The sequence below is a fragment of the Peterkaempfera griseoplana genome (assembly GCF_001418575.1).
Taxonomy (GTDB): domain Bacteria; phylum Actinomycetota; class Actinomycetes; order Streptomycetales; family Streptomycetaceae; genus Peterkaempfera; species Peterkaempfera griseoplana.
The window spans coordinates 1-22,261 of sequence record NZ_LIQR01000154.1 but is presented as its reverse complement, the minus strand read 5'-3'; the positions used below and the strand labels follow the sequence as shown (position 1 = coordinate 22,261).

Sequence of the window (22,261 nt, the reverse complement as noted above, 5' to 3'; positions counted from 1 at the left end):
CGGCGGCCGTTCCCCTCCCGGAGCCGGGAGGGGAACGGCCGCCGCGCTGTTGCGCGGGGGCGCCGCCGTCAGGCCGTGCCCGAGGGGGCGGCGTGCACCGTGCCGTCCATCCCCAGCACCGGAAGCCCGCCGACGGTGCCACTGCCCAGCAGGCCGCCGATCACCGCTCCGCCGGTGTGCGAGGGCCTGGGCTGGGTCGACTGCTGCCCGCCGGGGGTCGAGGTGGTCCCCCCGACCGGCGAGGCCGGATGCGTCGACCCGGAGCCGGTGCCACCGTGGTGCGCACTTCCGGTCGCTCCCGGCGCCGTACCGGACGGCTGCCTGCCGGGCGCCGGGGTGCGGCCGGTCCCGGCCGGGCGGCCCGGGAGGGACGTCCGAGGCTTGGGCCGCCGGGTCGCCGGACGGGACGGCGACGGTGCGGAGGGCCGTACGGACCCGCCGGTGCCGCCCTCGGGGGAACGGGCCGGCCAGGTGGGGGTGCCGTAGTCGGTCGGCGGCGCGGACGGGTGCGGCACCACCGTGGTGGAGACCCCGCCGGTGCGTACCGCGGCGCCCAGTACCGAACCCAGCAGCAGGGTCGCTCCGACGACGACCGCGCAGAGCACGGCTCCGCGCTGCAGCACCCGGCGCCGCATCCGGTGCGCGGCCGCGGTGGGGCCGAGCCGGCGCCAGGCCTCCAGCGCCAGCCTGCCGTCGAGCGAGCCGAACGGCGCCCCGGCGATCAGCAGCGGACTCCAGGCCGCCAGATAGATGATGTCCGGGGTGTCGTAGGCGGGCACCGACTGCCAGCTGACGGTGAACAGCAGCACCACCGAGAGCAGCGTCGCCGCGGCGGCCGCGGCCCGCTGCCAGAGGCCCAGCACGGACAGCACGCCGACCACGATCTGGGTGAAGGAGACGGCGAGCCCCGCGCCCACGGGATGGGCCATGGCGAAGTCCAGCAGCGGCTGGGCGAAGCTCCAGGGGTGCAGCGAGGAGAGCCAGCGCATCATGGAGCCGCGGTCGCCGCCGTCGAAGTAGACGGGGTCGCACAGCTTGCTGAAGCCCGCGTAGACCGAGATGCAGCCGAGGAAGACCCGCAGCGGCAGCAGCACCAGGCCGAGGTCGACCTTGCGGCCGGGGTAGCGGTGGTGGTGCGCCAGGCCGGCCGCGCTGTGCATCCAGGCGGCGTCCTCCAGCTGCTGGTACTCCTCCCCGCCGGGGGTCCAGGGGGACTCCTCCGGCTCGGGCCGCGGGCGGACGAACTGCGTTCGCGGGCCGCCCTGCTGCGGCACGCTGCGACTGTAGGGGCCGTGCGGGCGGCCCGGGGCGGCGGTGATCCTGGGCAGCACCCGGGTGGTGGCCTCCTCGCCGGCCTCCGCCAGGGACGGCTGGGGGACCAGCCTTACGGCGTCCAGCAGTTGAGTGGCCCCCAGATCGCCCGGGCGGGCCTGTCCGGACCAGGTGACGGCGGTGACCCGCCCCTTGCGGCGGGGCACGGCCTGGCCGACCGTGCTCAGCCGCGCCGCCGCCGGGGAGCCGGCGAACGAGGGCGGCGTGTAGGACCCGTCGTACGAGGGCGCGTACGCGGGCACGTCGATGAGCGGAGCGGCCGGAGCCGCGAACCGCACCCGGAAGCTGACATGCGAGCCGCCGAGCCGCACCGGATCGCTCGGCACCTTGACCGTGCTCAGCTCGGGCGGTTCACCTATACGGGCGGAGCTTCCCCCCTGGGATCGGGGAGGTGTTCTGGTGTCCACACACCACTAACCGAGTGACACCCGATTAGGACACCCTCCCGCGCAAGATCGGCTGCCCGCCGCCCCGGAGCGGCGCACACGGCGCCGCCCGGGCGGTCGCGCACCGTCAGGGGCGCGACCGCCGGTCCGCACAACCCCTGTTCCGTGCGGGGCGCCGGAACAACTCCTGGCGCCCCGGACGCACCGGACCGCCGGCCCCGCCGGTCGGCGGGTACGGCCGGGCCGGCGCCGGTCAGCCGCGGCCGGCGGCGCGCAGCCGGGCGGCCTCGTAGAGCACGATGCCCGCGGCCACACCGGCGTTGAGCGACTCGGTGGCCCCCGGCATCGGGATCCGCACGGTCAGGTCGCAGGTCTCGGAGACCAGTCGGGACAGGCCCTTGCCCTCCGAGCCCACCACGATCACCACCGGGCCGGCCAGCGCCTCCAGGTCGCCCACCTCGGCCTCGCCGTCGGCGGCCAGACCGACCACCATCAGACCGGCCTTCTGGTAGGCCTCCAGGGCGCGGGTCAGGTTGGTGGCACGGGCCACGTCCAGCCGGGCGGCGGCGCCGGCCGAGGTCTTCCACGCCCCGGCGGTCATCCCCGCGGCGCGGCGCTCGGGGACCACCACGCCGTGTCCGCCGAAGGCCGCGGCCGAACGCACCACGGCACCCAGGTTCCGCGGGTCGGTGACCCCGTCCAGGGCGACGACCAGCGGGTCCTCGCCGGCGTCGGCCGCGGTCTCCAGCAGGTCCTCGGGGTGGGCGTACTCGTACGGCGGGACCTGGAGCACCAGGCCCTGGTGGTTGAGGCCGCCGGTCATCTGGTCGAGCTGCGGACGCGGCGCCTCCATCAGCGGGATGCCGCGGTCGTTGGCCTCCTGGAAGGCCTCCCGCACCCGGTCGTCGGTGTCGATGAACTGCATCACATAGAGCGCGGTCGCCGGGACGCCGCCGCGCAGCGCCTCCACCACCGAGTTGCGGCCCACCACCAGCTCGGCGGCGCCGGCGCCACCGCGCCCGCCCCGGCCGCCGCCACCACTGCGGCGCATGCCCGCGCGGGACTTGGCGTCGCGCTCACGCTTGGCGGCGGCGTTGGCGGCGCGCTGCTTGGGGTGGCCCTTGCGGGCCTCGGCGGGCGGAGTGGGTCCCTTGCCCTGGAGTGCCTTCCGGCTGTGGCCGCCGGTACCGACACTGGCGCCCTTCTTGGACCCCGGGTTGCGGCGGTTCCTGCGCTGGCTGTTGCCGGCCATGGGTGTACGTCCTGTCCTTCTCGTCATGGCGATGGGCCGCACCGGGACGGTGCGGCCCACCCTCGCTCCCGCGGATGCTGCGGGGGCTACTCGGTGCTGCTGATCGTCCAGCGGGGGCCGGACGGGGTGTCCTCGATGGCCAGGCCGGCCTGGCCCAGCTGGTCGCGGATGGCGTCCGCGGTGGCGTAGTCCTTGCGGGCGCGTGCCGCCTGCCGCTGCTCAAGCACCAGGCGGACCAGGCTGTCGACCACCCCGTGGAGGTCGTCGCCGTGCTCGTTGCCGGCCCACATCTCGTCGAGCGGATCCAGTCCCAGTACTCCGAGCATCGCACGGACCTCAGCGAGACGCGCCACCGCATTGTCCTTGTCATCGGCGGTGAGCGCCGAATTGCCCTGACGTACGGCGGTGTGGACGATCGCCAGCGCCTGCGGGACGCCCAGGTCGTCGTCCATCGCCTCGGCGAAGGCCGGCGGAACCTCGGCGGCCGGCTCCACCGTGCCGCAGCGCTCCACGACCCGCTGGACGAATCCCTCGATCCGGCCGAAGGCGGACTCCGCCTCGCGCAGCGCTTCCTCGCTGTACTCGATGGTGGAGCGGTAGTGGGGGGCGGCCAGGTAGTAGCGGAGCACGACCGGGCGCCAGCGCTGGACCATCTCGGAGACCAGCACCGAGTTGCCCAGCGACTTGGACATCTTCTCGCCGGCCATGGTGACCCAGGCGTTGTGCACCCAGAAGTTGGCGAAGTCGTCGCCGTACGCCCTGGACTGGGCGATCTCGTTCTCGTGGTGCGGGAAGATCAGGTCGATGCCGCCGCCGTGGATGTCGAAGGCGCTGCCCAGGTACTTGTGCGCCATCGCCGAGCACTCCAGGTGCCAGCCCGGGCGGCCGCGCCCCCAGGGGGTCTCCCAGCTGGGCTCGCCCGGCTTGACGGCCTTCCACAGGGCGAAGTCGCGGGAGTCGCGCTTGCCGGTCTCGCCGTCGCTCCCGGGCTGCCGCAGGTTCTCCAGCTCCTGGTTGGAGAGGGAGAGGTAGTCCGGGAAGGAGCGCACGTCGAAGTAGACGTTGCCCTCGGAGGCATAGGCGTGGCCGCGCTCGATGAGGACGCGCATCATCTCGATCATCTCGGGCACATGGCCGGTGGCACGCGGCTCCACGGTGGGCGGGAGGCAGCCGAGGGCGGCGTAGCCGTCGTTGAAGGCGCGCTCGTTGGCGTAGGAGATCCGCCACCAGGGCCGGCCGAGCTCGTGCTCCTTCTGGATCACCTTGTCGTCGATGTCGGTGACGTTCCGGCAGAAGACCACGTCGTAGCCGCGGTAGGCGAACCAGCGGCGCAGCACGTCGAAGTTGAGGCCCGAACGGATGTGGCCGATGTGCGGTGCGGCCTGCACGGTCGCGCCACACAGGTAGATCGAGACACACCCCGGCACAAGCGGGACGAAGTCGCGTACCTGGCGGGTGCTGGTGTCGTACAGGCGAATACTCACAGCGTCAAGCGTAGTGGGAAAACGGCGGTGCCCCGCGACGAATCCGCCGCGGGGCGGTCACGGGTCCGCTGCGATCCGGCCAGGGGCCGGTCGGAGGTGCCCGAAGCCCCTGACGGGCCGGATCCGCACCACCACGCGGACGGTGTCGGGGCCGTCCCTGCCGTGGTCCTCGGCCCGGTACTCCCGGAGGGCACATCGGGCGCTGCGGCGTGGGGTGTCGGGCCGGTCACGGCAGTCCGGACACTTCGGCCGCCTGCGGTCGCGAGGCCGCGAGCGGCCGGAGCGATCCGTCCGGTGTGCGACGCCCGGCGGGGGATCCCCGGGTGCCGAGGGGATGGTCGGCCGGGCCCGGGCTACCGCGCCGGGTAGACCAGCGCGGTGGCGATCGCCGCCAGGCCCTCGGCCCGGCCGGTGAGGCCCAGGCCGTCGGTGGTGGTGCCGGAGACCGACACCGGCGCGGCCGCCGCCGCGGACAGCGCCTCCTGGGCCTCCGCCCGGCGCTTGCCGATCTTGGGGCGGACCCCCACCACCTGGATGGCGACATTGCCGATCTCAAAGCCGGCGGCGCGGACGATCCTGGCCGCCTCGGCCAGCAGCCGCACCCCGGAGGCGCCCGACCACTCCGGGCGGTCGGTGCCGAAGTGGGCGCCCAGATCGCCGAGTCCGGCCGCCGAGAAGAGCGCGTCGCAGGCGGCGTGGGCGGCCACGTCCCCGTCGGAGTGCCCTGCGAGCCCGGCCTCGGCGCCGGGCCACTCCAAGCCGGCCACCCAGAGCGGCCGGCCGGCCTCGAAGGCATGCACATCGGTGCCGATGCCCACCCGGGGCAGCGGCAGGGGCGGCTCAGAACCCATCGGTGGCCCTCCGTCGGGCGAGTACGGCCTCGGCGAGGACGAGATCCAGGGGGCGGGTGACCTTGAAGGCCTCGCCGTGTCCGGGGACGACCACCACGCGGCCCCCGTACCGCTCCACCATCCCGGCGTCGTCGGTGATCTGGGGCAGCGCGCCCTGCGACGCGTCGGTCAGCGCCCGCTCGTGCACGTCCTGCAGCGTCGCCCGGCGGAAACCCTGCGGGGTCTGCACCGCGCGCAGCGAGGCCCGGTCGGGCGTGTCGAGCACCGGCTCGGGGGCGCCGTCGGTACGGGGCTCCACGCGTTTGACGGTGTCGGCGAGCGGCACGGCGGGGACGACGGCGTCCGCACCGCCGCGGACGGCCTCGACCACGGCGTCCACCACCTCCACGGGGACCAGCGGGCGGGCGGCGTCGTGCACCAGCACCACCTCGACGTCCTCGGGGACGGCCGCCAGGCCCAGGCGTACGGACTCCTGACGGGTGGCTCCGCCGGCGACCACCCGGATCTCCCCGCGGGGGAGTTCGTGGTCGCCGAGCAGCGCGGCCACCTCGGCCACGCCGTCCGGCGGCGCGGCCACCACGACCAGGTCGACGGCACGTGAGCGGGCCAGTGCTCGTACCGCGTGCACCAGCATGGGGACCCCGCCGAGTTCACGCAGGGCCTTGGGGGCACCGGGGCCCAGTCGTTCGCCCCGCCCGGCGGCGGGAACCACTGCTGCGGCGTTCAGGTTTCGTTCCTTCGGCGATGTGGGTATGGCCAAGGCGTGCCGGACCGGGCCGTTCGCCTCAGTGCGAGTATCCCTTCCGTGTCGGCCCGGGCGGCACGGGGGATCGGGCAGTGGGCGGGTCGGGGAGAGGCGGCCGAGCGCGTGGGCCCGCGCACCACCATCAGCAACGCGGCACCACCAGCACCACGTACACCTGTACGGCGCATCCGGTATCGGCGCGCCGCACCTGGACCGCTCAGGCGGGACCGGGCAGCGTGAGCCGGAAGCCGGCCACCGCAGGGCGGCGTACGCACAACCGGGTACGCCTCAGCGCCCGGAGCGCCGCGCCCCTGCTGGCAGGGCGCACCGCACACGGGCGCTGAGGCGACAACGGCTGTCGGCAGCGACCCCGGAGACCGTGGTCACCGAGGGCACCGTCCGGGGTCGCTCAGGAGGCGAGGACCTCGTCGAGCAGAGTCTCGGCCTTGTCCTCGTTGGTGTTCTCAGCGAGCGCGAGCTCGCTCACCAGGATCTGGCGGGCCTTGGCCAGCATTCGCTTCTCACCGGCGGAGAGTCCGCGCTCGCGCTCGCGACGCCAGAGATCGCGCACTACCTCCGCGACCTTGATGACGTCACCCGAGGCCAGCTTCTCGAGATTGGCCTTGTAGCGTCGGGACCAGTTGGTGGGCTCCTCGGTGTACGGTGCACGCAGCACCTCGAAGACCCGGTCCAGACCCTCCTGGCCGACCACGTCGCGCACGCCTACGAACTCTGCGTTCTCCGCGGGCACGCGCAGCGTCAGGTCGCCCTGCTGCACCTTGAGCACCAGGTAGGTCTTGTCCACACCTTTGATCTGGCGAGTTTCGATGGCCTCGATCAGCGCGGCCCCGTGATGGGGGTAGACCACGGTGTCGCCAACCTTGAACGTCATGTGACAGGTACCCCTTCCGTGGCTTTCCAGAATAACACGTGTTCCGCCGTATCCGAAGGGCGTTTTCGCAGGTCAGGGCCGGTCTCAGGGCTTGACAACCGCCCCTGTGGCGTGCTGCGACCCCAGTTCGAGATGGGCTTCCCGCAGGTGGGAAGCGGTTCGGCGACTCACAGAAACATCGCGGAAACCCCTTTTCGATCTTGCCTTTCGGCCGCGCCCGGTTCGTGTTCCGACAGTCATCCGGAGCAGCGCTTCCGCACCGGATGAACGGCAGATGCACAGCTCGGGGCGTACAGGCGCACTTCGGACGCACACGCCGGTCCCGGACACCGCGCGCGGTGTGCCGCGTGTCACAGCGCCGTACGGGCGCCCCGGGGCGACACGGCCCCACCCCATGAGAGGCGAAAGAAGACGATCGGTAACCTAAGCCCGTACTGCCCCGCCTGTACCCGTCCAAGGAGAAACCGCCGCCGTGAGCCGCAGCCTTCGGAACGGCGCCATCGCCGCTCTCGTCCTCGCGATCGCTCCCCTGTCCGCCTGCGCCGCCAGCAACGACGCGGCGACACTGCAGGTCCAGCCCGACAATGCGGCGACCTCGATCGGTGACAACCTCCGGCTGAACAACATCCTGCTGGTCACCCGTGGCGCCGGCGCGGCCGAGACCGAGACCCGTCCGGCGGCCGTCAGCGTCAACATCAGCAACTCGGGCTCCACCGCCGAGGTGCTGAAGGCGATCACCGTGGGCGACGCCGGGACTGCCGAACTCGTCGGCCCCGACGGCGCACGGGTACCGCAGATCACCATCCCGGCGGGAGGCTCGCTGCTGCTCGGCGGCCCCGGCCAGCCGCGTGCGCAGGTGCCCGACGCCACGGTGCAGGAGGGCGGCTACGCCAAGGTGACCTTCGGCTTCGACGCGGCCGGTACCGTCACCACGCAGGCCGCGGTGGTCACCGGCCGCGGCGACTACGCCCCGTTCGCCCCCACCGCGCCCAGCACCCCGACGGCACCGCCCACCGGCGCCGCGACCGGCGCCGCCGCCGGAGCCGGCGCGACGAACCCGCAGGCCACCGGCACCGCCACGGCCACCGCGGGCACCAACGCCGCAGGCACCAGCACCGCGGGCACCAACGCCGCAGGCACCAGCACCGCGGGTCACGCCGTCCACCGGAGCGGCAGCACCGCCACGGCGGGCGCCGGCGCGTCCGCCACGGCCGGTGGCGCCACCGGCGGCCAGGGCTGACCACCCCCTCCACACCTCGACGCCCCCGGGAGCACCAGCTGCTCCCGGGGGCGTCGTGCCGAGGCGGGTCCGGCGAGGCACCCGGGCCCGGTCAGGGCTCGAACTTGTAGCCCAGGCCGCGGACCGTCACCAGGTAGCGCGGCGCCCCCGGGTCGGGCTCGATCTTCGCCCGCAGTCGCTTGACGTGCACGTCCAGGGTCTTGGTGTCACCCACGTAGTCGGCCCCCCAGACCCGGTCTATCAGCTGCATCCGGGTGAGCACCCGGCCGGCGTTGCGCAGCAGCATCTCCAGCAGGTCGAACTCCTTGAGCGGCAGATCGACCTTGGCGCCGTCCACGGTCACCACGTGCCGGTCCACGTCCATCCGGACCGGACCGGCCTCCAGCGCACCGGGTCCACCAGCGGCGGCCGCCCCGCTCTCCTCACCCCGGCGGCGCAGCACCGCCCTGATCCGGGCGACCAGCTCACGGGTGGAGTAGGGCTTGGTGACATAGTCGTCGGCCCCTATCTCCAGGCCGACCACCTTGTCGATCTCGCTGTCCTTGGCGGTCACCATGATCACCGGGACGCTGGAACGGACCCGCAGCTGGCGGCAGACCTCGGTGCCGGGCAGCCCCGGCAGCATCAGGTCCAGCAGGACCAGGTCCGCGCCGTTGCGCTCGAACTGCTCCAGGGCGTCGGGCCCCGTGGGGGCCACCGCCACCTCGAAACCCTCCTTGCGGAGCATGTAGGACAGGGCGTCGCTGAACGATTCCTCGTCCTCGACGACGAGCACTCTGGTCACGGAAGGACCTCCGGGGCAGGAATGGATGCGGGGGAGGGCTCCCTGACCTGGGTGGAGCCCTTGGAGTGGGATGGTGCGGAGCCCGGACGGCCGGACTCCCCGGTCTCGTCGGGGGCCGCTCCGGCCGGGAGCCGCAGGGTGAAGGTCGACCCCTGTCCCTCCACGCTCCAGACCGAGACGGTGCCCCCGTGGGAGGCGGCGACGTGCTTGACGATGGAGAGCCCGAGCCCGGTACCCCCGGTGGCCCGGGAGCGGGCGGGGTCGACCCGGTAGAAGCGTTCGAAGATCCGCTCGCGGTCCTTCTCGGAGATGCCGATCCCCTGGTCGCTGACGGAGATCTCGACCAGGACGGTGCCGTCGGCATAGCCCTTGTCGTCGACCCCGGCGACCGTACGGGCGGCGATCGCGACCCTGGTGCGGGGGGTGCTGTAGTTGACCGCGTTCTCCACCAGGTTGCCCAGCGCGGCGGCCAGCTGGCCGCGGTTGCCGTGCAGATGGAGGTTGTTGGTTCCGCCGGCCGCCATGGTGATCTGCTTGGCGGCGGCCTGGTGCCGGGAGCGGTCGATGGCCTCGGCCACCAGTTCGTCCACCGAGACCGGCTCGGGGTCGGGCAGCTGCTGGTCGTCCTGGACCCGGGAGAGGTCGATGATCTCCTGGACCAGGCTGGTCAGCCGGGTCGACTCGATCTGCATCCGGCCCGCGAAGCGGCGTACCGCCTCGGGGTCGTCGCTGGCGTCCAGCACCGCTTCCGACAGCAGGGACAGGGCGCCGACCGGGGTCTTGAGCTCATGGCTGACGTTGGCCACGAAGTCACGGCGGACCGCCTCGATCCGGCGGGCCTCGGTCAGGTCCTCCACCAGTACCAGGACCAGCCGGGAGCCCAGCGGGGCGACCCGTACGGAGACCGCGAAGAGGTCCCCGCCGGGTCTGGTGAGGCCGGGTTTGGGCAGGTCGAGCTCGACCTGGCGGATCTCCCCGTCCCGGCGGGTGGTGCGGGCCAGGTGCAGCATCTCGTCCATGGCCATCCGGCCGCCGCGCACCAGCCCCATCGCATAGGCGGAGGAGCTGGCCTTGACGACCTCGTCGCCGTCGCCCAGCACGATCGCGCAGGAGCGCAGTACCGAGAGCACGGTGTCCACGCCCGGAGGCAGCGGGGTCTCGTGCTGGATGGCCCCGGCCCGGTTGCGCGCCTGCTCGCGCTCGCTCCACCGGAAGGTGAGCGAGGCAGTGAGGCCGACGCCGAGCCCGGCCATGGCACAGGCTGCGGCGGCGGCCACGTTCACGTCCATGCCGCCCAGCGTAAGCGCACCGCGCTGACGTGCCCCAAGGCCGGAAGGCAGCGATCGGCGACTGGTTGCCGAGAATTCACCTTCAGGTGGCCGATGGTTCACTCCGTGAGCGATGCCGGGTCGCCCGGGCGGCGCACCCTGGGTTGCACCCGCCCAGCACCTCTGGCGGCAGCCGCCGGGCCCGCGCCCGGCGGCCGGCAGGACCTGGCCAGCCGGGCCCGCCGCGACCCATGCGACACACTGCTTCGTCCGCCTCCGTGACCACCGGGGCGGCAGCCGGGAGGACGACAATGCGCGACGCGTACCACGAGGAGCTCGACTCGATCGGCGACGGCCTCGTCGAGATGGCGCGGCTGGTCGGGTCCGCGATGGGCAGGGCCACCACGGCGCTGCTCGACGCCGACCTGGGGCTCGCCGAGAGCGTGATCGCGGCCGACGAGAAGGTGGACAACCTCCACCACGAGCTGGAGAACCGCGCCATCGACCTGCTGGCCCGGCAGCAGCCGGTCGCCACCGACCTGCGGATCGTGGTCACCTCCCTGCGGATGAGCGCCGACCTGGAGCGCTCCGGCGACCTGGCCCGCCATGTCGCCAAGCTCGCCCGGCTGCGCTACCCGGACTCCGCCGTCCCCCGCGACCTGCACAGCACCGTCCTGGAGATGGGTCAGCTGGCGCAGCGGCTGGTGGCCAAGGCCGGACTGGTGATCGCCACCAAGGACGTGGACGCGGCGCTGGAGCTGGAGCGCGACGACGACGAGATGGACCAGCTGCACCGGGAGCTCTTCGCCCATCTGCTGGACGACCGCTGGCAGCACGGCATCGAGACCGCGGTGGACGTCACCCTCTGCGGGCGCTACTACGAGCGGTTCGCCGACCACGCGGTCTCGGTGGCCAAGCGGGTGGTGTTCCTGGTGACCGGTGAGCACGCCGACGAGTTCACCCCCGAGAACCGCTGACCGCGAGGTCCGCTAAACCCCGGCGCCGGGGGCGCCGGGGTCACGGGCTCCGGTCCGCCCCGCGCCGACGCGCCGTTGACGCTCCGTGGAGACCGCCGTTTCAATCGGTGATCAGACGTGTCCATACCCGGCATGTCCGCACAAGGAGGGTCCACGGATGAAGGAAACCCCCACCCCTGTCGACGCCACCCCGATCGAACCGCCCGCCTCCGACACGTCGGGCATCCCGCTGCCGCTGGTCGCAGTCTGCGGCTGTGGTTCCGGTTGCAGCTGCGGCTGCAAGTCGGGGGGCAGCTGCCGCTGCGGCGGCGGCTGCGGCTGACCCCGCCCGCACCCGGCGGCCCGGTCACCCCTCCACGGTGGCCGGGCCGTCGGCGCATGTTCCGGGGCACCGGGCCTGGTCGCGGAAACCGCTCACCCAGCGGGCGGACCGCCCCTATGATCACTGCGGCCATCCGATCACCGCCGTCGCCGCCCGCCACCGCCCGTACGGCACCCCGCAGACAGGACCCCGCATGCCGTATCCCGGTGCCCGCGCCGGCTGGCCCCTCGCCCGGTCCGCCCAGGCGGCCGTCGCAGCGGTCGCGCTGGTGGACCCGCTCCAGGCCCTGGCCCTGCGGGCGCACCGGCTCCACCCGGACTCCGGCCTCGGGCCGCAGGCGAGCCTGCTGTCCCAGGTGTCGGTCTGGCTGTACCTGGTTGCGGCACTGCTCTTCATCCGGTGGCTGCACCGCTCCCGGCGGAACGCGGAGGCCTTCTCGCCGGACCCGGCCGCCCTCTCTCCCGGCTGGGCCGTGGTCGGCTGGTTCATACCGGTGGCGATGTGGTGGATACCCCGGCGGGTCACCCTGGAGGTGAGCCGGGCGAGCAGCCGCGACATGCCGGGCCGGGAGCCGTCCGACGGCGGCGGCAGCGCGCTGGTGAACGCCTGGTGGGCGGCCTGGCTGGCCCACCAGGGCGCGGCCGTGGCGTTCTCCTGGGCGGGCCGCCGGGAGTCGCTCGCGGTGATCGGGCTGCTGGAGATGCTGAACGTCTCCGCAGCCGTGCTGGCGGTCCTGGTGGTCCAGCGGATCACCGCCCTGCAGCGCGCCCGGCTCGACCGGGGCCACCCCTTCGGCGTGCCCCCGCTCCCCCACCACCGGCCGCCGACGCTGCCGGCGCCGCAGGCACCCGCCGCCGGACCTCTCCGGCCGGGCCCCGTGGCGCGCCCCGCCGACCGTCCGGTGCGCAGGCTCGCCACCCGCAGGCCGCCGGACCGCTGACCCCCGGGCCCGCACTCGGGCGACGGCGCCGCGCGTGCGGCGCGGTCGCTGGACACACCCCTGTAAGTGACGGGGCCCGAAGGCCGCCCTGGCCGGACCGGAGCCGGGGGCGCGAGAGTGCGGGCGGTCCTCGTCAGGACCGCCGCCGTCCGGCCCCTGCGGTCACTCGGAGTGCTGCGCCCGGGAGGGCCACCGCCCCTCGGCGAACTGCCGGCCCCAGTAGTAGGGGTTCACTTCCGCGAGGGTGCGCGCCTCCCAGCGGGTCGGGTCGTCCTCCCGCGGGACGGCGACTTCGACGGACGGCCCCCAGAGCGCGAGCCGTTCCTGGCAGACGCCGCAGGGCGGCAGGATCAGGATCCGGCCGCGCTCCCCGTCACGGCTGACGCAGACCGAGGCGGCGACGGTCCGGTCCAGGGTGTAGGCCTGGATGAACGCCCCGGTCTCCTGGCAGAGCGCGACCGAGCCGTTCATGTTGTCGAGGCCGACGCTGGTCAGGATGGATCCGTCGGCGAGCCGCACGGCGGCGGCGCCGCCGGGTTCACCCGCGGGCCAGCGCCGGTCCATGAGTTCCACGGCCGCGTCCACAAGCGCCTGGTCGAGTCCCATGCACGGAGGGTGTCATGAGCCCTGTGCACCGCCCGGCCCCGGGAAGGACGCCCGCCTCGGCGTGAAAAAGCCCCCTGCCGGCGGAGAGTCCGCGGACAGGGGGCTTGATCAGTACCGGTGGTTACTTCTTGCCCTGGGTCTGGCGGGCCTGTTTTTGTGACCAGGTCAGCGGGACACGGACTCCCGCTGACCTGCGGCCGAGCTGTCATCACTGGTCGTTGTTGGCCATCGCTTGTCGCCCTCGGAGGGCCCATTGAGGGCCCAGCGATGCCCCCCGGCCCGGACTTCAGTAGCTGATTGCTTGATCGTTCGCTCGGCAGGCTGCCGCCCTTGAGCGTGTGAGCGAGGATGGCGGATGATGGGTGATGCGGCCGGTGGCGCTGCTGTGGGCATTGATTTGGAACCGGGACATTGGCACCCTGAACCAGATGATCAAGCGAATCGTGGTGGTGGGGGCTGCCGGGTCCGGCAAGACCACGTTGGCCAGGGCCCTGGGGGAGGCCCTGGAGGCACCGGTCACAGACCTGGACCTGCTGTTCTGGGGACCGGCTTGGAGTCGTGCCGACCTCAGCGTGTTCCGTGAGCGGACGCAGAAGGTGCTTGCCAACGAGCATTGGATCATCGCGGGCAGCTACTTCAGGCATGTTGTTGATCTGGTGTGGGCTCAAACCGACACCGTTGTGTGGCTTGACCTGCCGCGCCGAGTCTCCTTCTCACGGGTTCTCAGAAGGACTGTCCGGCAGGTCGTGCGACGCGAGGAGGTCTTTCCCGGCTGTCGACAATCGCTGCGGGCGGCCTGGCGCGACCGGCTATTCCACTCGGCCTGGCGCGAACCTGAGAAGTACCGCTCGGTGATTCCGGAGTTGCTGGACCGGCCTGAGTACGGCCACGTGCACTTGGTCCATCTGCAGAGCACAAAGGCTGTGGCCGCCTGGTGGGCCAACTGTGTCGAGCGTGGGGGAAGGGCCGTTCACGAGTAGGGCTGACCAGCTAGGCGAGGGCCGGGTACGCGCACCTCATGTCGAGTAGCCGGGACCGGGCCCGGAAGGCACTCGGTGAGGCACTCCGACCGCCGCAGGACCCGCCTCACTGAGGTCCCACAGAGGGCCCAGGCCGTGAAAACGCCCCCGCCCCGCGCCATATGCGCAGGTCGGGGGCGTGATCACGATTCCGATTACTTCTTGCCCTGGTTCTTCACGGCCTCGATGGCGGACGCGGCCGCCTCCGGGTCCAGGTAACGGCCGCCGGGGGTGAGCGGCTTGAAGTCGGCGTCCAGCTCGTAGAGCAGCGGGATGCCGGTGGGGATGTTGAGGCCGGCGATGGCCTCGTCCGAGACGCCGTCGAGGTGCTTCACCAGCGCGCGCAGGCTGTTGCCGTGCGCGGTGACCAGTACGGTGCGGCCGGCCGCCAGGTCCGGCACGATCGCGTCGTACCAGTAGGGCAGCATGCGGACCACGACGTCCTTGAGGCACTCGGTGCGCGGACGCACCTCGCTGGGGATCTCCGCGTAGCGGGCGTCCGCGGCCTGGGAGAACTCGGCGCCGTCCTCGAGCACCGGCGGCGGGGTGTCGTACGAGCGGCGCCACAGCTGGAACTGCTCCTCGCCGAACTCGGCGAGGGTCTGCGCCTTGTCCTTGCCCTGGAGGGCGCCGTAGTGGCGCTCGTTCAGCCGCCAGCTGCGGCGGACCGGGATCCAGTGGCGGTCGGCCTTGTCCAGGGCGATCTGGGCGGTGCGGATGGCACGGCGCAGCAGCGAGGTGTGCAGCACGTCGGGGAGCAGGCCCTCGGCGGCGAGCAGCTCGCCGCCGCGCGCGGCCTCGGTCTCGCCCTTGGCGTTGAGGTCGACGTCGACCCAACCGGTGAAGAGGTTCTTCTGGTTCCACTCGCTCTCGCCATGGCGGAGCAGCACGAGTCGGTACGGGGAGTCAGCCATGGTCACAGCCTAAACGAGGGATATCGGCTGGATGCATCGGAGCCCCGCCGAGTAACATCCTCTCGACTGATACACCACTTACCTATCTGGTGAGCGGTGCACCCTGTCGCGTTCAGCGCAACCCGCTGCCCACTTCTGCGCTCCGGAGCCCTCCCATGCCAGCCGCACCGCCCTCCCGCCCCGGACCGACGCCCCGATCCGGGCTGCGCCGCGCGGTGGCCGAGACCACCGGAGGGCTGCCCGGCAGCTTCTGGTGGCTGTGGACCAGCACCCTGGTCAACCGGCTGGGCGGCTTCGTCGTCACCTTCCTCGCCCTGTATCTGACCGCCGGGCGCGGCTACTCGGCCACCTACGCCGGGCTGGTCGCCTCGGTCTACGGGCTGGGCTGCGCCGTGGCGGCACTGGTCGGCGGAGTGCTGGCGGACCGCATCGGCCGGCGGCCCACCCTGCTGGGCGCCCAGCTGGGCACCGCGGCGTGCACCGTGCTGCTGGGGCTGGCGCAGGGCCAGGTCGCCATCGCCGTCACCGCGCTGCTGCTCGGGCTGACCAGCAACGCCTCCCGTCCCGCGGTCTCGGCGATCATGGCCGACCTGGTGGCGCCCGAGGACCGGGTGCGGGCATTCTCGCTCAACTACTGGGCCGTCAACATCGGCTTCGGGGTCTCCGCCGCGGTGGCCGGGCTGGTCGCCGCGCACGGCTATCTGCTGCTCTTCCTCGCCGACGCCGCAGCCACCCTGCTCTGTGCCCTGGTGGTGTTCGCCAGGGTGCCCGAGACCAGGCCGGAGACCGGTCGTCCGGCATCCGCGGCCGACAGCGCCCGACCGTCCGGCACCGTCTCCGGCACCGGCACCGGCACCGGACGGACCCGCACGGGTCTCGGCCGGGTGCTGCGCGACGGCCCGTTCATGGCGCTGGTGGGGCTCACCTTCATGGTGGCGCTGGTCGCCCAGCAGGGCAGCACCACCCTGGCCGTCGACATGGGCGCGGCCGGGCTGTCGACCACCCAGTACGGCCTGGTCATCGGGCTCAACGGGCTGCTGATCGTGCTGCTGCAGATCCCGGTGACCCGGCTGACGGCGGGCCGCAGCCGGGCGGCCCTGCTGGTCGCGGCGGCGTTGCTGACCGGCTGGGGCTTCGGTCTCACCGCCCTGGCGCACACCGCCGCCTTCTACGCCATGACGGTGGCGGTGTGGACGGTCGGCGAGATCATCCAGGCGCCGACCACCATGGCGCTGGTGGCCGAACTGTCACCGGCCGACGCCCGCGGCCGCTACCAGGGGGTGTACTCGCTCTCCTGGTCGGGGGCGTCCTTCGTGGCCCCCGCGGTCGGTGGATTCCTGCTGGACCGGGCGGGCGGCGGCGCGGTCTGGGGGTCATGCGCCGTACTGGGCACGCTGGCCGCGGTGGGCTACGGACTGCTGGTGCGCAGCCGCCCGGCGGTGCCCTCCACCGTGGCGGCGGGCGCCGTACCGGTGCCGGCCGCCGCGGAGCCCGCCTCCTGAACCGTCAGCCCTGGCCGGACTCCGGGGCGGCCAGATGAGTGAAGGCCTCCAGGTTGCGGGTGGACTCGCCGCGCTTGGTACGCCACTCCCACTCCCGGCGGATGGCGGAGGAGAAGCCCAGTTCCAGCAGGGTGTTGAAGGGCTCGTCGGCGTTCTGCAGCACGGTGCCCAGCAGCCGGTCCACCTCCTGCGCGGTGACGGCGGCCAGCGGCAGCCGCCCCACCAGATAGACGTCGCCGAGCCGGTCCACGGCATAGGCGACCCCGTAGAGGCGGGTGTTGCGCTCCAGCAGCCAGCGGTAGACGCCCTCGTGGTTCTCGTCGGGCCGCCGCAGCACAAAGGCGTTCACCGAGAGGGTGTGGTCGCCGACCCGCAGCGCACACGTGGTGGAGAGCTTGCGGGTGCCCGGCAGCTTGGCGACCAGGGTGCGCGGATCGGTGGGGCTGGGTTCCCACTCCACGCCGGCCTCGTCGAGTGCGCTGCGAAGGATCTCCAGGGCGGTGTCGCTGCTGGTGGCCATGGACCGACGCTACCGCGCGGCGGCCCTGCGCAGCCGGGAGGGTCCGCGGCCCGGGTCACCCCCGACACGCGCCATCGCCTGGGTGTAGACCTCGGCGGTGGCCTCCGCCGAGGCGCCCCAGCCGAAGCGGGCGGCGCGACGGGCCGCTGCGGCGCCCAGCCGTTCGCCCAGGTCGGGGTGGTCCAGGAAACGCTGCAGCACACGGGCCCAGTCGTGCGGGTCGTGCCCGTTCACCAGGAAGCCGGTGTGGCCGTCGTGCACCGCGACCGGGAGCCCACCCACCGCGGCGGCCACCACGGGGGTTCCGCAGGCCTGCGCCTCCAGGGCGACCAGGCCGAAGGACTCGCTGTGCGAGGGCATCACCAGCGCGGTGGCGGCCCGGTACCAGTCGACCAGCGCGGGCTGGCCGACCGGCGGATGGAAGCGGACGATGTCGCAGATGCCCAGCTGGGCGGCGAGCTTGTGCAGGCTCTCCGGGCGGGCCAGCCCGGTGCCGCTGGGGCCGCCGACGACCGGGACCACCAGCCGCTCACGGAGGGAGGGGTCGCGCTCCAGCAGCACGGCCACGGCCCGCAGCAGCACGTCCGGGGCCTTCAGCGGCTGTATTCGCCCGGCGAAGAGCAGCACCGTGGCCTCGGCGGGCAGGCCCAGGCGGGCACGGGCCGCCCGGCGGCCCTCGCGGACCGCCGCCTCGTCGACCGGGCTGCCACGGCCCTGGTCGGGCGGGCCCGCGGGCCGGAAGACCTCCAGGTTGACGCCGGGATGGACGACGGCGAGCCGACAGGGGTCGGCGTCGTAGTGCAGGGCCAGCTCGGCGGCCTCGTCGTCGGTGTTGGCGATCAGACGGTCGGCCGCGGAGACCACCTGGGTCTCGCCGATCACCCGGGCTGCGGGCTCGGGGGTGTCGCCCTCGGCGAGGGCGGCGTTCTTCACCTTGGCCATGGTGTGCATGGTGTGCACCAGGGGGACTCCCCAGCGGTCGGCAGCCAGCCAGCCGACCTGGCCGGAGAGCCAGTAGTGGGAGTGCACCAGGTCGTAGTGGCCGGGGCGCAGCCCGGCCTCGGTCCGCAGCACCCCGTGGGTGAAGGCGCAGAGCTGCGCGGGGAGCTCCTCCTTGACCAGTCCCTCGTACGGCCCGGCGGTGACATGGCGGACCAGCACTCCGGGCGCCAGCTCCACGGTGGGCGGCAGGTCGGAGGAGGTGGCCCGGGTGAACACCTCCACCTCCACGCCCAGCTCCGCCAGGCGCTTGGACAGCTCCACGATGTAGACGTTCATACCGCCGGCGTCGCCGGTGCCCGGCTGGTGGAGCGGTGAGGTGTGCACACTCAGCATCGCCACTCTCCGCGGGCGGCGGGGGCGCCGGCTCGGGGCGAGCGTCTGGAAGGGGTTGAGACGGCCACGCTGCTGCTGCCCGCGCCGTACCGGCCGTGCAGGGTGCTGGCTCACCTGTGTCCTCCTGTCTTCTCCCCCACCGCTGCTGCCCGGCAGTCGGCGCGGGCGTCGCCCTGGCGGGCCACGACTACGCGTCAACCGGATACCAACCACCGGGGCGGCCCACCGGATTCCCCGTGACCAAAACGTGACCGGCGTCCGGGGGCGCGGCTGCTTCCGCGTACGCTGCCTGGCATGGCCCCCACCTCCCCCGACCCGTCGCCGTCCGCTGCCCGCGGCCGGGCGTCGCGCCCGATCGGAGCGGTGACCCGGGGCACCACCAACCCCAACCGGCTGCGGCGGATGGACCGCTGGATCGCCGCCGCGCTGGGCCCGCAGCTGCGCCGGGCCGCCGCCCCGCCGACCGCGGTGGACCTCGGCTACGGGGCCGCGCCGTGGACGGCGGTGGAACTGCACTCCCGGCTGGCGGCGGTGCGCCCCGACATCCGGGTGGTGGGCATCGAGATCGAACCCGAGCGGGTGGCGGCGGCACTGCCGTACGCCCGCCCGCCGGGCCTGTCCTTCCGGCGGGGCGGGTTCGAGATGCCGCTGGACGGCGGGGGGCGGCCGCTGCTGGTCCGTGCCGCCAATGTGCTGCGCCAGTACGGGGAGGCCGAGGTCGCCGCGGTGTGGGAGCGGCTCTGCGGGCGGCTGGCGCCGGGCGGGCTGCTGGTGGAGGGCACCTGCGACGAGGTCGGGCGGCGGCATGTGTGGGTGGCGCTGGGGCCGGAGGGACCGCGCACGGTGACCTTCGCCGCCCGGCTGGCGGGGCTGGAACGGCCGGGTGAACTGGCGGAGCGGCTGCCCAAGGCGCTGATCCACCGCAATGTGCCGGGTGAGGCGGTGCACTCCTTCCTGGCGGACTTCGACCGGGCCTGGGCCGCGGCGGCGCCCTATGCGGCGTTCGGGGCCAGGCAGCGCTGGGCGGCCTCCTGCGCGGCGCTGGCGAAGGGCTGGCCGCTGGTGGGCCCGCCGGGGCGGTGGCGGCTGGGCGAGGTGACGGTGGAGTGGGGCGCGGTGGCGCCCTGAGCAGTGCGGAGGGCAGAGCGGTGCGGTGCCCTGAGCGGCGCGGCGGCGGAGTGCTGCACCCGGCGGAGCGGCGGGCGGCGAGCGGCGGGGACGGGCCGACGTACGCATGGGCCAGGCACTCATGGGCGGAGTACGGCGGGGCGGACGCCGGCCGGTGTGCGGCCGCGCTGACCAGGCATCGAGCGAATCACTCGAACGAGTTATCGATTAGTGCTGGCGTGTTGACGGTCCCACCCGCCACGATGGGAACATGAGCACGACCCCCAGGGATCACCCGCCGATCCCTGACGAAGCGTCATCATCCCAGCCCCTGCACCACCATGACCTCGCGGAAGGCCTCGAAGGTCTCCGCCCCGAACAGCACGAAACGCGCCTCCGCCACAGCGGCCCCCGCCGCCGCCACCGTGGTCAGCGCGATCCGCGCGGCATCCTCAACCGGCCAGCCGTAGATGCCTGCGGAGACCGCGGGGAAGGCCACCGTCTCCGCACCCAGCCCGTCCGCCACCCGCAGCGACTCCCGGTAGCAGGACACCAGCAGCGCCGAGTTGTCCACCTCCGACCGGTACACCGGCCCCACGGTGTGGATCACCCAGCGCGCCGGCAGCCGGCCCGCGGTGGTCGTCCTGGAGCCCGACTCGCTGGGCGACGAGAGCTGCATGACCGCGGCCCAGGTCTCCGCCCGCGACTCGCTGCTGCGCAACGCCATCGCGCAGTTCACCGCCAAGGCACCCAACACCTGGGTCTACCTGGACGCGGGCAACCCCGGCTGGATCAGCGCCTCGACCATGGCACAGCACCTGGCGGCGGCCGGGCTGAGCGGCGCCCACGGGTTCTCCCTGAACGTGTCCAACTTCTACACCACCGCGCAGAACACCGCGTACGGCAACGCCGTCAACGCCTCCCTGCAGTCGGCGAACGGGTTCACCAAGCCGTACGTGATCGACACCAGCCGCAACGGCAACGGGTCCGACGGCACGTGGTGCAACCCGGCGGGCCGGAAGATCGGCACTCCCACGCAGCTGGGCGGTGGCGCCGAGATGCTGCTGTGGGTCAAGACTCCCGGCGAGTCCGACGGCAACTGCGGCACCGGCTCAGGAAGCACCGCCGGACAGTTCCTGCCGGAGGTCGCCTACAAGATGGTCTACGGCTACTGACCGTGGATCGACACCGTGCCGGGCCGGCCCTGGGCCGGCCCGGCACCACTCACGCTCCGAGAGAAGAGAAGCCCGCATGATGCCCCATGTCCCACGCTCCCTGATGTCGTTGGGTATCGCCGCCCTTCTGGCGGCCGTCGCCGCCCCGGCGCAGGCTCAGACACCGGCTCAGGAGGCCACCGGCCACACGCTGCCCGCCGGCACCCGGTTCTACGTCGACCCGGACAGCGACGCCGCCAAGCAGGCCGTCACCGACCTGCGGCACCACAACCTCGCCGACGCCAAGGCCATGGCCGAACTCGCCACCTGGCCGGAAGCCCACTGGTTCACCGACGGCACCCCCGCCGAGGTGGAGGACCAGACCCGGTCCCTGGTCCGCCGCGCGGACCGCACCGGCACGGTCCCGGTCATGGTCGCCTACAACATCCCCCTGCGGGACTGCTCCCAGTACTCGGCCGGAGGCGCGCAGTCCGACGCGGACTACCAGGCGTGGATCGCCGGGCTGGCCCGCGGCATCGGCCGGAGCAGGGCGCTGGTCGTCCTGGAACCCGACGCCCTGGCCAACCTGCCCTCGGACTGCTCCGCCGACAGCGACCCCACGGGGACGCTCACGGCGGGACGCATCGCGGATCTCAACTACGCGGTCGACGTCCTGGAGCAGCAGCCGAACACGACCGTCTACCTGGACGCGGGCAACAGCCACTGGCAGAGCGTGGGCGCCATCGCGCAGCGCCTGCTGCAGGCGGGGGTCGAACGCACCCAGGGCTTCTCGCTGAACGTGTCCAACTACTTCTCCACGGACCTGCTGGACCACTACGGCACCTGGGTGTCGAACTGCGTCTGGTTCGCGAGCAAGGGCCCGGACTGGGCGCGCGGTCACGCGGACTGGTGCGCCAGCCAGTACTACTCCCCCGCCGCCCCCAACGACGGCCAGCCGGGGAACTCCGTCAACGCCGACGACCCCAGCACCTGGCACTGGACCGATCAGTGGTTCCAGCAGAACGTCGGCACCGCGCCCGCAGGCGAACTCGCCCACTTCGTCGTCGACACCAGCCGCAACGGCCAGGGTGCCTGGACTCCCCCGGCGGGCAAGTACGCCGGTGACCCGCAGGTCTGGTGCAACGCGCCCGGACGCGGAATCGGTGACCGCCCCACCGCCGACACCGGCTTCCCCCTCGCCGACGCCTACCTGTGGGTGAAGACCGTCGGCCAGTCCGACGGGCAGTGCAACCGCAGCATCCCCGGGGGCACCGTCGACCCGGAGTACGGAATCGTCGACCCGGCCGCCGGCGCCTGGTGGCCCGAGCAGGCCCTGTCGCTGGTGCGCAACGCCAGCCCGGCCCTGGGCTTCGCCCCCTTGGCCCGGCCCGGGAACGGTGCCTCCGAGGCCGGCGTGAAGTAGCCGCAGCCCCCCGAGGGCTGCCCGAGGTCCGCCGAGGGCAGCCCTTTCCCTCCCGCCGGCCTCCCCGAGCCACAGGCCGGTCCGCCGGAGCCCCCCGCCGCACCGGGGCCCGGGTGGAGGCGTGGGGTGCGGCGGGGGGCTCCGGCGGACCGGCCCGGCTCGGGGAGGCCGGCGGGAGGGAACGGGCGTCCCCCGCCGGCCCCCGGGC

21 protein-coding genes and 1 pseudogene are annotated in these 22,261 nt (G+C 73.3%); 9 read left to right on the top strand and 13 right to left on the bottom strand.

All coding sequences use genetic code 11. The features are described 5' to 3' along the window. Positions 1 to 68: 68 nt before the first annotated feature. From AOK09_RS12830 to AOK09_RS12805, 6 genes are all read right to left on the bottom strand, one after another. Complete coding sequence (locus AOK09_RS12830) at positions 69 to 1,658, bottom strand: DoxX family protein (protein WP_245687266.1); 1,590 nt, start codon at positions 1,656 to 1,658, stop codon at positions 69 to 71. Positions 1,659 to 1,971: 313 nt separating this feature from the next. Then, entirely contained in the window at positions 1,972 to 2,970 is a 999-nt protein-coding gene (rlmB, locus tag AOK09_RS12825; protein ID WP_055587291.1) for a 23S rRNA (guanosine(2251)-2'-O)-methyltransferase RlmB, read from the bottom strand. Between the two features lie 86 nt (positions 2,971 to 3,056). After that, the gene (gene cysS / locus AOK09_RS12820) at positions 3,057 to 4,454 is read right to left on the bottom strand and encodes a cysteine--tRNA ligase (protein WP_055587290.1); all 1,398 of its coding nucleotides are present in this window, start codon (positions 4,452 to 4,454) and stop codon (positions 3,057 to 3,059) included. A gap of 353 nt (positions 4,455 to 4,807) precedes the next feature. Next, positions 4,808 to 5,305: a 2-C-methyl-D-erythritol 2,4-cyclodiphosphate synthase gene (gene ispF / locus AOK09_RS12815; protein WP_055587289.1), complete on the bottom strand. Its 498-nt coding sequence runs from the start codon at positions 5,303 to 5,305 to the stop codon at positions 4,808 to 4,810. After that, the gene (ispD, locus tag AOK09_RS12810; RefSeq protein WP_079063002.1) at positions 5,295 to 6,065 is read right to left on the bottom strand and encodes a 2-C-methyl-D-erythritol 4-phosphate cytidylyltransferase; all 771 of its coding nucleotides are present in this window, start codon (positions 6,063 to 6,065) and stop codon (positions 5,295 to 5,297) included. The genes ispF and ispD overlap by 11 nt, the downstream gene beginning before the upstream one ends. Before the next feature lie 394 nt (positions 6,066 to 6,459). Continuing rightward, positions 6,460 to 6,942, bottom strand: a complete 483-nt coding sequence (locus tag AOK09_RS12805) for a CarD family transcriptional regulator (RefSeq protein ID WP_014136563.1) — start codon at positions 6,940 to 6,942, stop codon at positions 6,460 to 6,462. Positions 6,943 to 7,414: 472 nt separating this feature from the next. Here AOK09_RS12805 and AOK09_RS43150 point away from each other — a divergent pair, with 472 nt between their 5' ends. Continuing rightward, complete coding sequence (locus AOK09_RS43150; protein WP_055587288.1) at positions 7,415 to 8,182, top strand: hypothetical protein; 768 nt, start codon at positions 7,415 to 7,417, stop codon at positions 8,180 to 8,182. 91 nt (positions 8,183 to 8,273) lie between these two features. Here AOK09_RS43150 and AOK09_RS12795 read toward each other — a convergent pair whose 3' ends face one another. Both AOK09_RS12795 and AOK09_RS12790 read right to left on the bottom strand, forming a co-directional pair. After that, positions 8,274 to 8,966 carry a response regulator transcription factor gene (locus AOK09_RS12795; RefSeq protein ID WP_055587287.1) on the bottom strand — a complete coding sequence of 231 codons (693 nt, stop codon included), beginning with the start codon at positions 8,964 to 8,966 and terminating at the stop codon, positions 8,274 to 8,276. Continuing rightward, the gene (locus AOK09_RS12790; RefSeq protein ID WP_055587286.1) at positions 8,963 to 10,255 is read right to left on the bottom strand and encodes a sensor histidine kinase; all 1,293 of its coding nucleotides are present in this window, start codon (positions 10,253 to 10,255) and stop codon (positions 8,963 to 8,965) included. Before AOK09_RS12790 ends, AOK09_RS12795 begins: the two co-directional genes overlap by 4 nt. 290 nt (positions 10,256 to 10,545) lie before the next feature. On the opposite strand from AOK09_RS12790, the gene phoU reads away from it, so the two are divergent. The 3 genes from phoU to AOK09_RS12780 all read left to right on the top strand — a co-directional run bounded on the left by phoU (position 10,546) and on the right by AOK09_RS12780 (position 12,473). After that, entirely contained in the window at positions 10,546 to 11,211 is a 666-nt protein-coding gene (phoU, locus tag AOK09_RS12785; protein ID WP_055587285.1) for a phosphate signaling complex protein PhoU, read from the top strand. Between the two features lie 157 nt (positions 11,212 to 11,368). Then, a complete protein-coding gene (locus AOK09_RS40100; RefSeq protein WP_157875878.1) occupies positions 11,369 to 11,533 on the top strand; it encodes a hypothetical protein in 165 nt (54 codons plus the stop codon). Between the two features lie 193 nt (positions 11,534 to 11,726). Further along, complete coding sequence (locus tag AOK09_RS12780) at positions 11,727 to 12,473, top strand: DUF4328 domain-containing protein (RefSeq protein WP_055587284.1); 747 nt, start codon at positions 11,727 to 11,729, stop codon at positions 12,471 to 12,473. Between the two features lie 162 nt (positions 12,474 to 12,635). Here AOK09_RS12780 and AOK09_RS12775 read toward each other — a convergent pair whose 3' ends face one another. Further along, positions 12,636 to 13,079, bottom strand: a complete 444-nt coding sequence (locus tag AOK09_RS12775; RefSeq protein ID WP_055587283.1) for a cytidine deaminase — start codon at positions 13,077 to 13,079, stop codon at positions 12,636 to 12,638. A 374-nt stretch (positions 13,080 to 13,453) separates the two neighbouring features. On the opposite strand from AOK09_RS12775, the gene AOK09_RS12770 reads away from it, so the two are divergent. Then, positions 13,454 to 14,059: a P-loop NTPase family protein gene (locus AOK09_RS12770; protein WP_157875877.1), complete on the top strand. Its 606-nt coding sequence runs from the start codon at positions 13,454 to 13,456 to the stop codon at positions 14,057 to 14,059. Positions 14,060 to 14,253: 194 nt separating this feature from the next. Here AOK09_RS12770 and AOK09_RS12765 read toward each other — a convergent pair whose 3' ends face one another. Beyond that, the gene (locus tag AOK09_RS12765; RefSeq protein ID WP_055587281.1) at positions 14,254 to 15,012 is read right to left on the bottom strand and encodes a phosphoglyceromutase; all 759 of its coding nucleotides are present in this window, start codon (positions 15,010 to 15,012) and stop codon (positions 14,254 to 14,256) included. A gap of 155 nt (positions 15,013 to 15,167) precedes the next feature. Between AOK09_RS12765 and AOK09_RS12760 the strand changes: the two genes are divergently transcribed. Continuing rightward, complete coding sequence (locus AOK09_RS12760; RefSeq protein ID WP_055587280.1) at positions 15,168 to 16,514, top strand: MDR family MFS transporter; 1,347 nt, start codon at positions 15,168 to 15,170, stop codon at positions 16,512 to 16,514. A 4-nt stretch (positions 16,515 to 16,518) separates the two neighbouring features. On the opposite strand, the gene AOK09_RS12755 is transcribed toward AOK09_RS12760, so the two are convergent. Both AOK09_RS12755 and mshA read right to left on the bottom strand, forming a co-directional pair. Next, on the bottom strand, positions 16,519 to 17,034 hold the full coding sequence (locus AOK09_RS12755) for a type III secretion system chaperone family protein (RefSeq protein ID WP_055587279.1): 516 nt from the start codon (positions 17,032 to 17,034) through the stop codon (positions 16,519 to 16,521). A 9-nt stretch (positions 17,035 to 17,043) separates the two neighbouring features. Further along, the gene (mshA, locus tag AOK09_RS12750; protein ID WP_055587278.1) at positions 17,044 to 18,483 is read right to left on the bottom strand and encodes a D-inositol-3-phosphate glycosyltransferase; all 1,440 of its coding nucleotides are present in this window, start codon (positions 18,481 to 18,483) and stop codon (positions 17,044 to 17,046) included. Between the two features lie 180 nt (positions 18,484 to 18,663). Here mshA and AOK09_RS12745 point away from each other — a divergent pair, with 180 nt between their 5' ends. Next, complete coding sequence (locus tag AOK09_RS12745; protein ID WP_175609294.1) at positions 18,664 to 19,497, top strand: class I SAM-dependent methyltransferase; 834 nt, start codon at positions 18,664 to 18,666, stop codon at positions 19,495 to 19,497. Positions 19,498 to 19,795: 298 nt separating this feature from the next. On the opposite strand, the gene AOK09_RS12740 is transcribed toward AOK09_RS12745, so the two are convergent. Then, entirely contained in the window at positions 19,796 to 20,233 is a 438-nt protein-coding gene (locus tag AOK09_RS12740) for a macro domain-containing protein (protein ID WP_407675396.1), read from the bottom strand. On the opposite strand from AOK09_RS12740, the pseudogene AOK09_RS12735 reads away from it, so the two are divergent. Together AOK09_RS12735 and AOK09_RS12730 are read left to right on the top strand one after the other, a co-directional pair. Next, positions 20,118 to 20,651, top strand: a pseudogene (locus AOK09_RS12735) (glycoside hydrolase family 6 protein); the annotation flags it as partial. The gene AOK09_RS12740 and the pseudogene AOK09_RS12735 sit on opposite strands and share 116 nt — an antisense overlap. A 79-nt stretch (positions 20,652 to 20,730) precedes the next feature. After that, positions 20,731 to 22,053, top strand: coding sequence for a glycoside hydrolase family 6 protein (locus AOK09_RS12730; protein WP_407675395.1), 1,323 nt, complete (start codon positions 20,731 to 20,733; stop codon positions 22,051 to 22,053). Positions 22,054 to 22,261 lie beyond the last annotated feature (208 nt).

Excerpts from the sequence above, each read along its gene's own strand:
- AOK09_RS12790 (WP_055587286.1), bottom strand. The coding sequence starts at position 10,255 with ATGGACGTGAACGTGGCCGCCGCCGCAGCCTGTGCCATGGCCGGGCTC.
- AOK09_RS12730 (WP_407675395.1), top strand. The coding sequence starts at position 20,731 with ATGCCCCATGTCCCACGCTCCCTGATGTCGTTGGGTATCGCCGCCCTT.
- AOK09_RS12765 (WP_055587281.1), bottom strand. The coding sequence starts at position 15,012 with ATGGCTGACTCCCCGTACCGACTCGTGCTGCTCCGCCATGGCGAGAGC.
- phoU (WP_055587285.1), top strand. The coding sequence starts at position 10,546 with ATGCGCGACGCGTACCACGAGGAGCTCGACTCGATCGGCGACGGCCTC.
- AOK09_RS12755 (WP_055587279.1), bottom strand. The coding sequence starts at position 17,034 with ATGGCCACCAGCAGCGACACCGCCCTGGAGATCCTTCGCAGCGCACTC.
- AOK09_RS12805 (WP_014136563.1), bottom strand. The coding sequence starts at position 6,942 with ATGACGTTCAAGGTTGGCGACACCGTGGTCTACCCCCATCACGGGGCC.
- AOK09_RS12745 (WP_175609294.1), top strand. The coding sequence starts at position 18,664 with ATGGCCCCCACCTCCCCCGACCCGTCGCCGTCCGCTGCCCGCGGCCGG.
- AOK09_RS12775 (WP_055587283.1), bottom strand. The coding sequence starts at position 13,079 with ATGGGACTCGACCAGGCGCTTGTGGACGCGGCCGTGGAACTCATGGAC.
- AOK09_RS12780 (WP_055587284.1), top strand. The coding sequence starts at position 11,727 with ATGCCGTATCCCGGTGCCCGCGCCGGCTGGCCCCTCGCCCGGTCCGCC.
- AOK09_RS12760 (WP_055587280.1), top strand. The coding sequence starts at position 15,168 with ATGCCAGCCGCACCGCCCTCCCGCCCCGGACCGACGCCCCGATCCGGG.
- AOK09_RS40100 (WP_157875878.1), top strand. The coding sequence starts at position 11,369 with ATGAAGGAAACCCCCACCCCTGTCGACGCCACCCCGATCGAACCGCCC.
- ispF (WP_055587289.1), bottom strand. The coding sequence starts at position 5,305 with ATGGGTTCTGAGCCGCCCCTGCCGCTGCCCCGGGTGGGCATCGGCACC.
- rlmB (WP_055587291.1), bottom strand. The coding sequence starts at position 2,970 with ATGGCCGGCAACAGCCAGCGCAGGAACCGCCGCAACCCGGGGTCCAAG.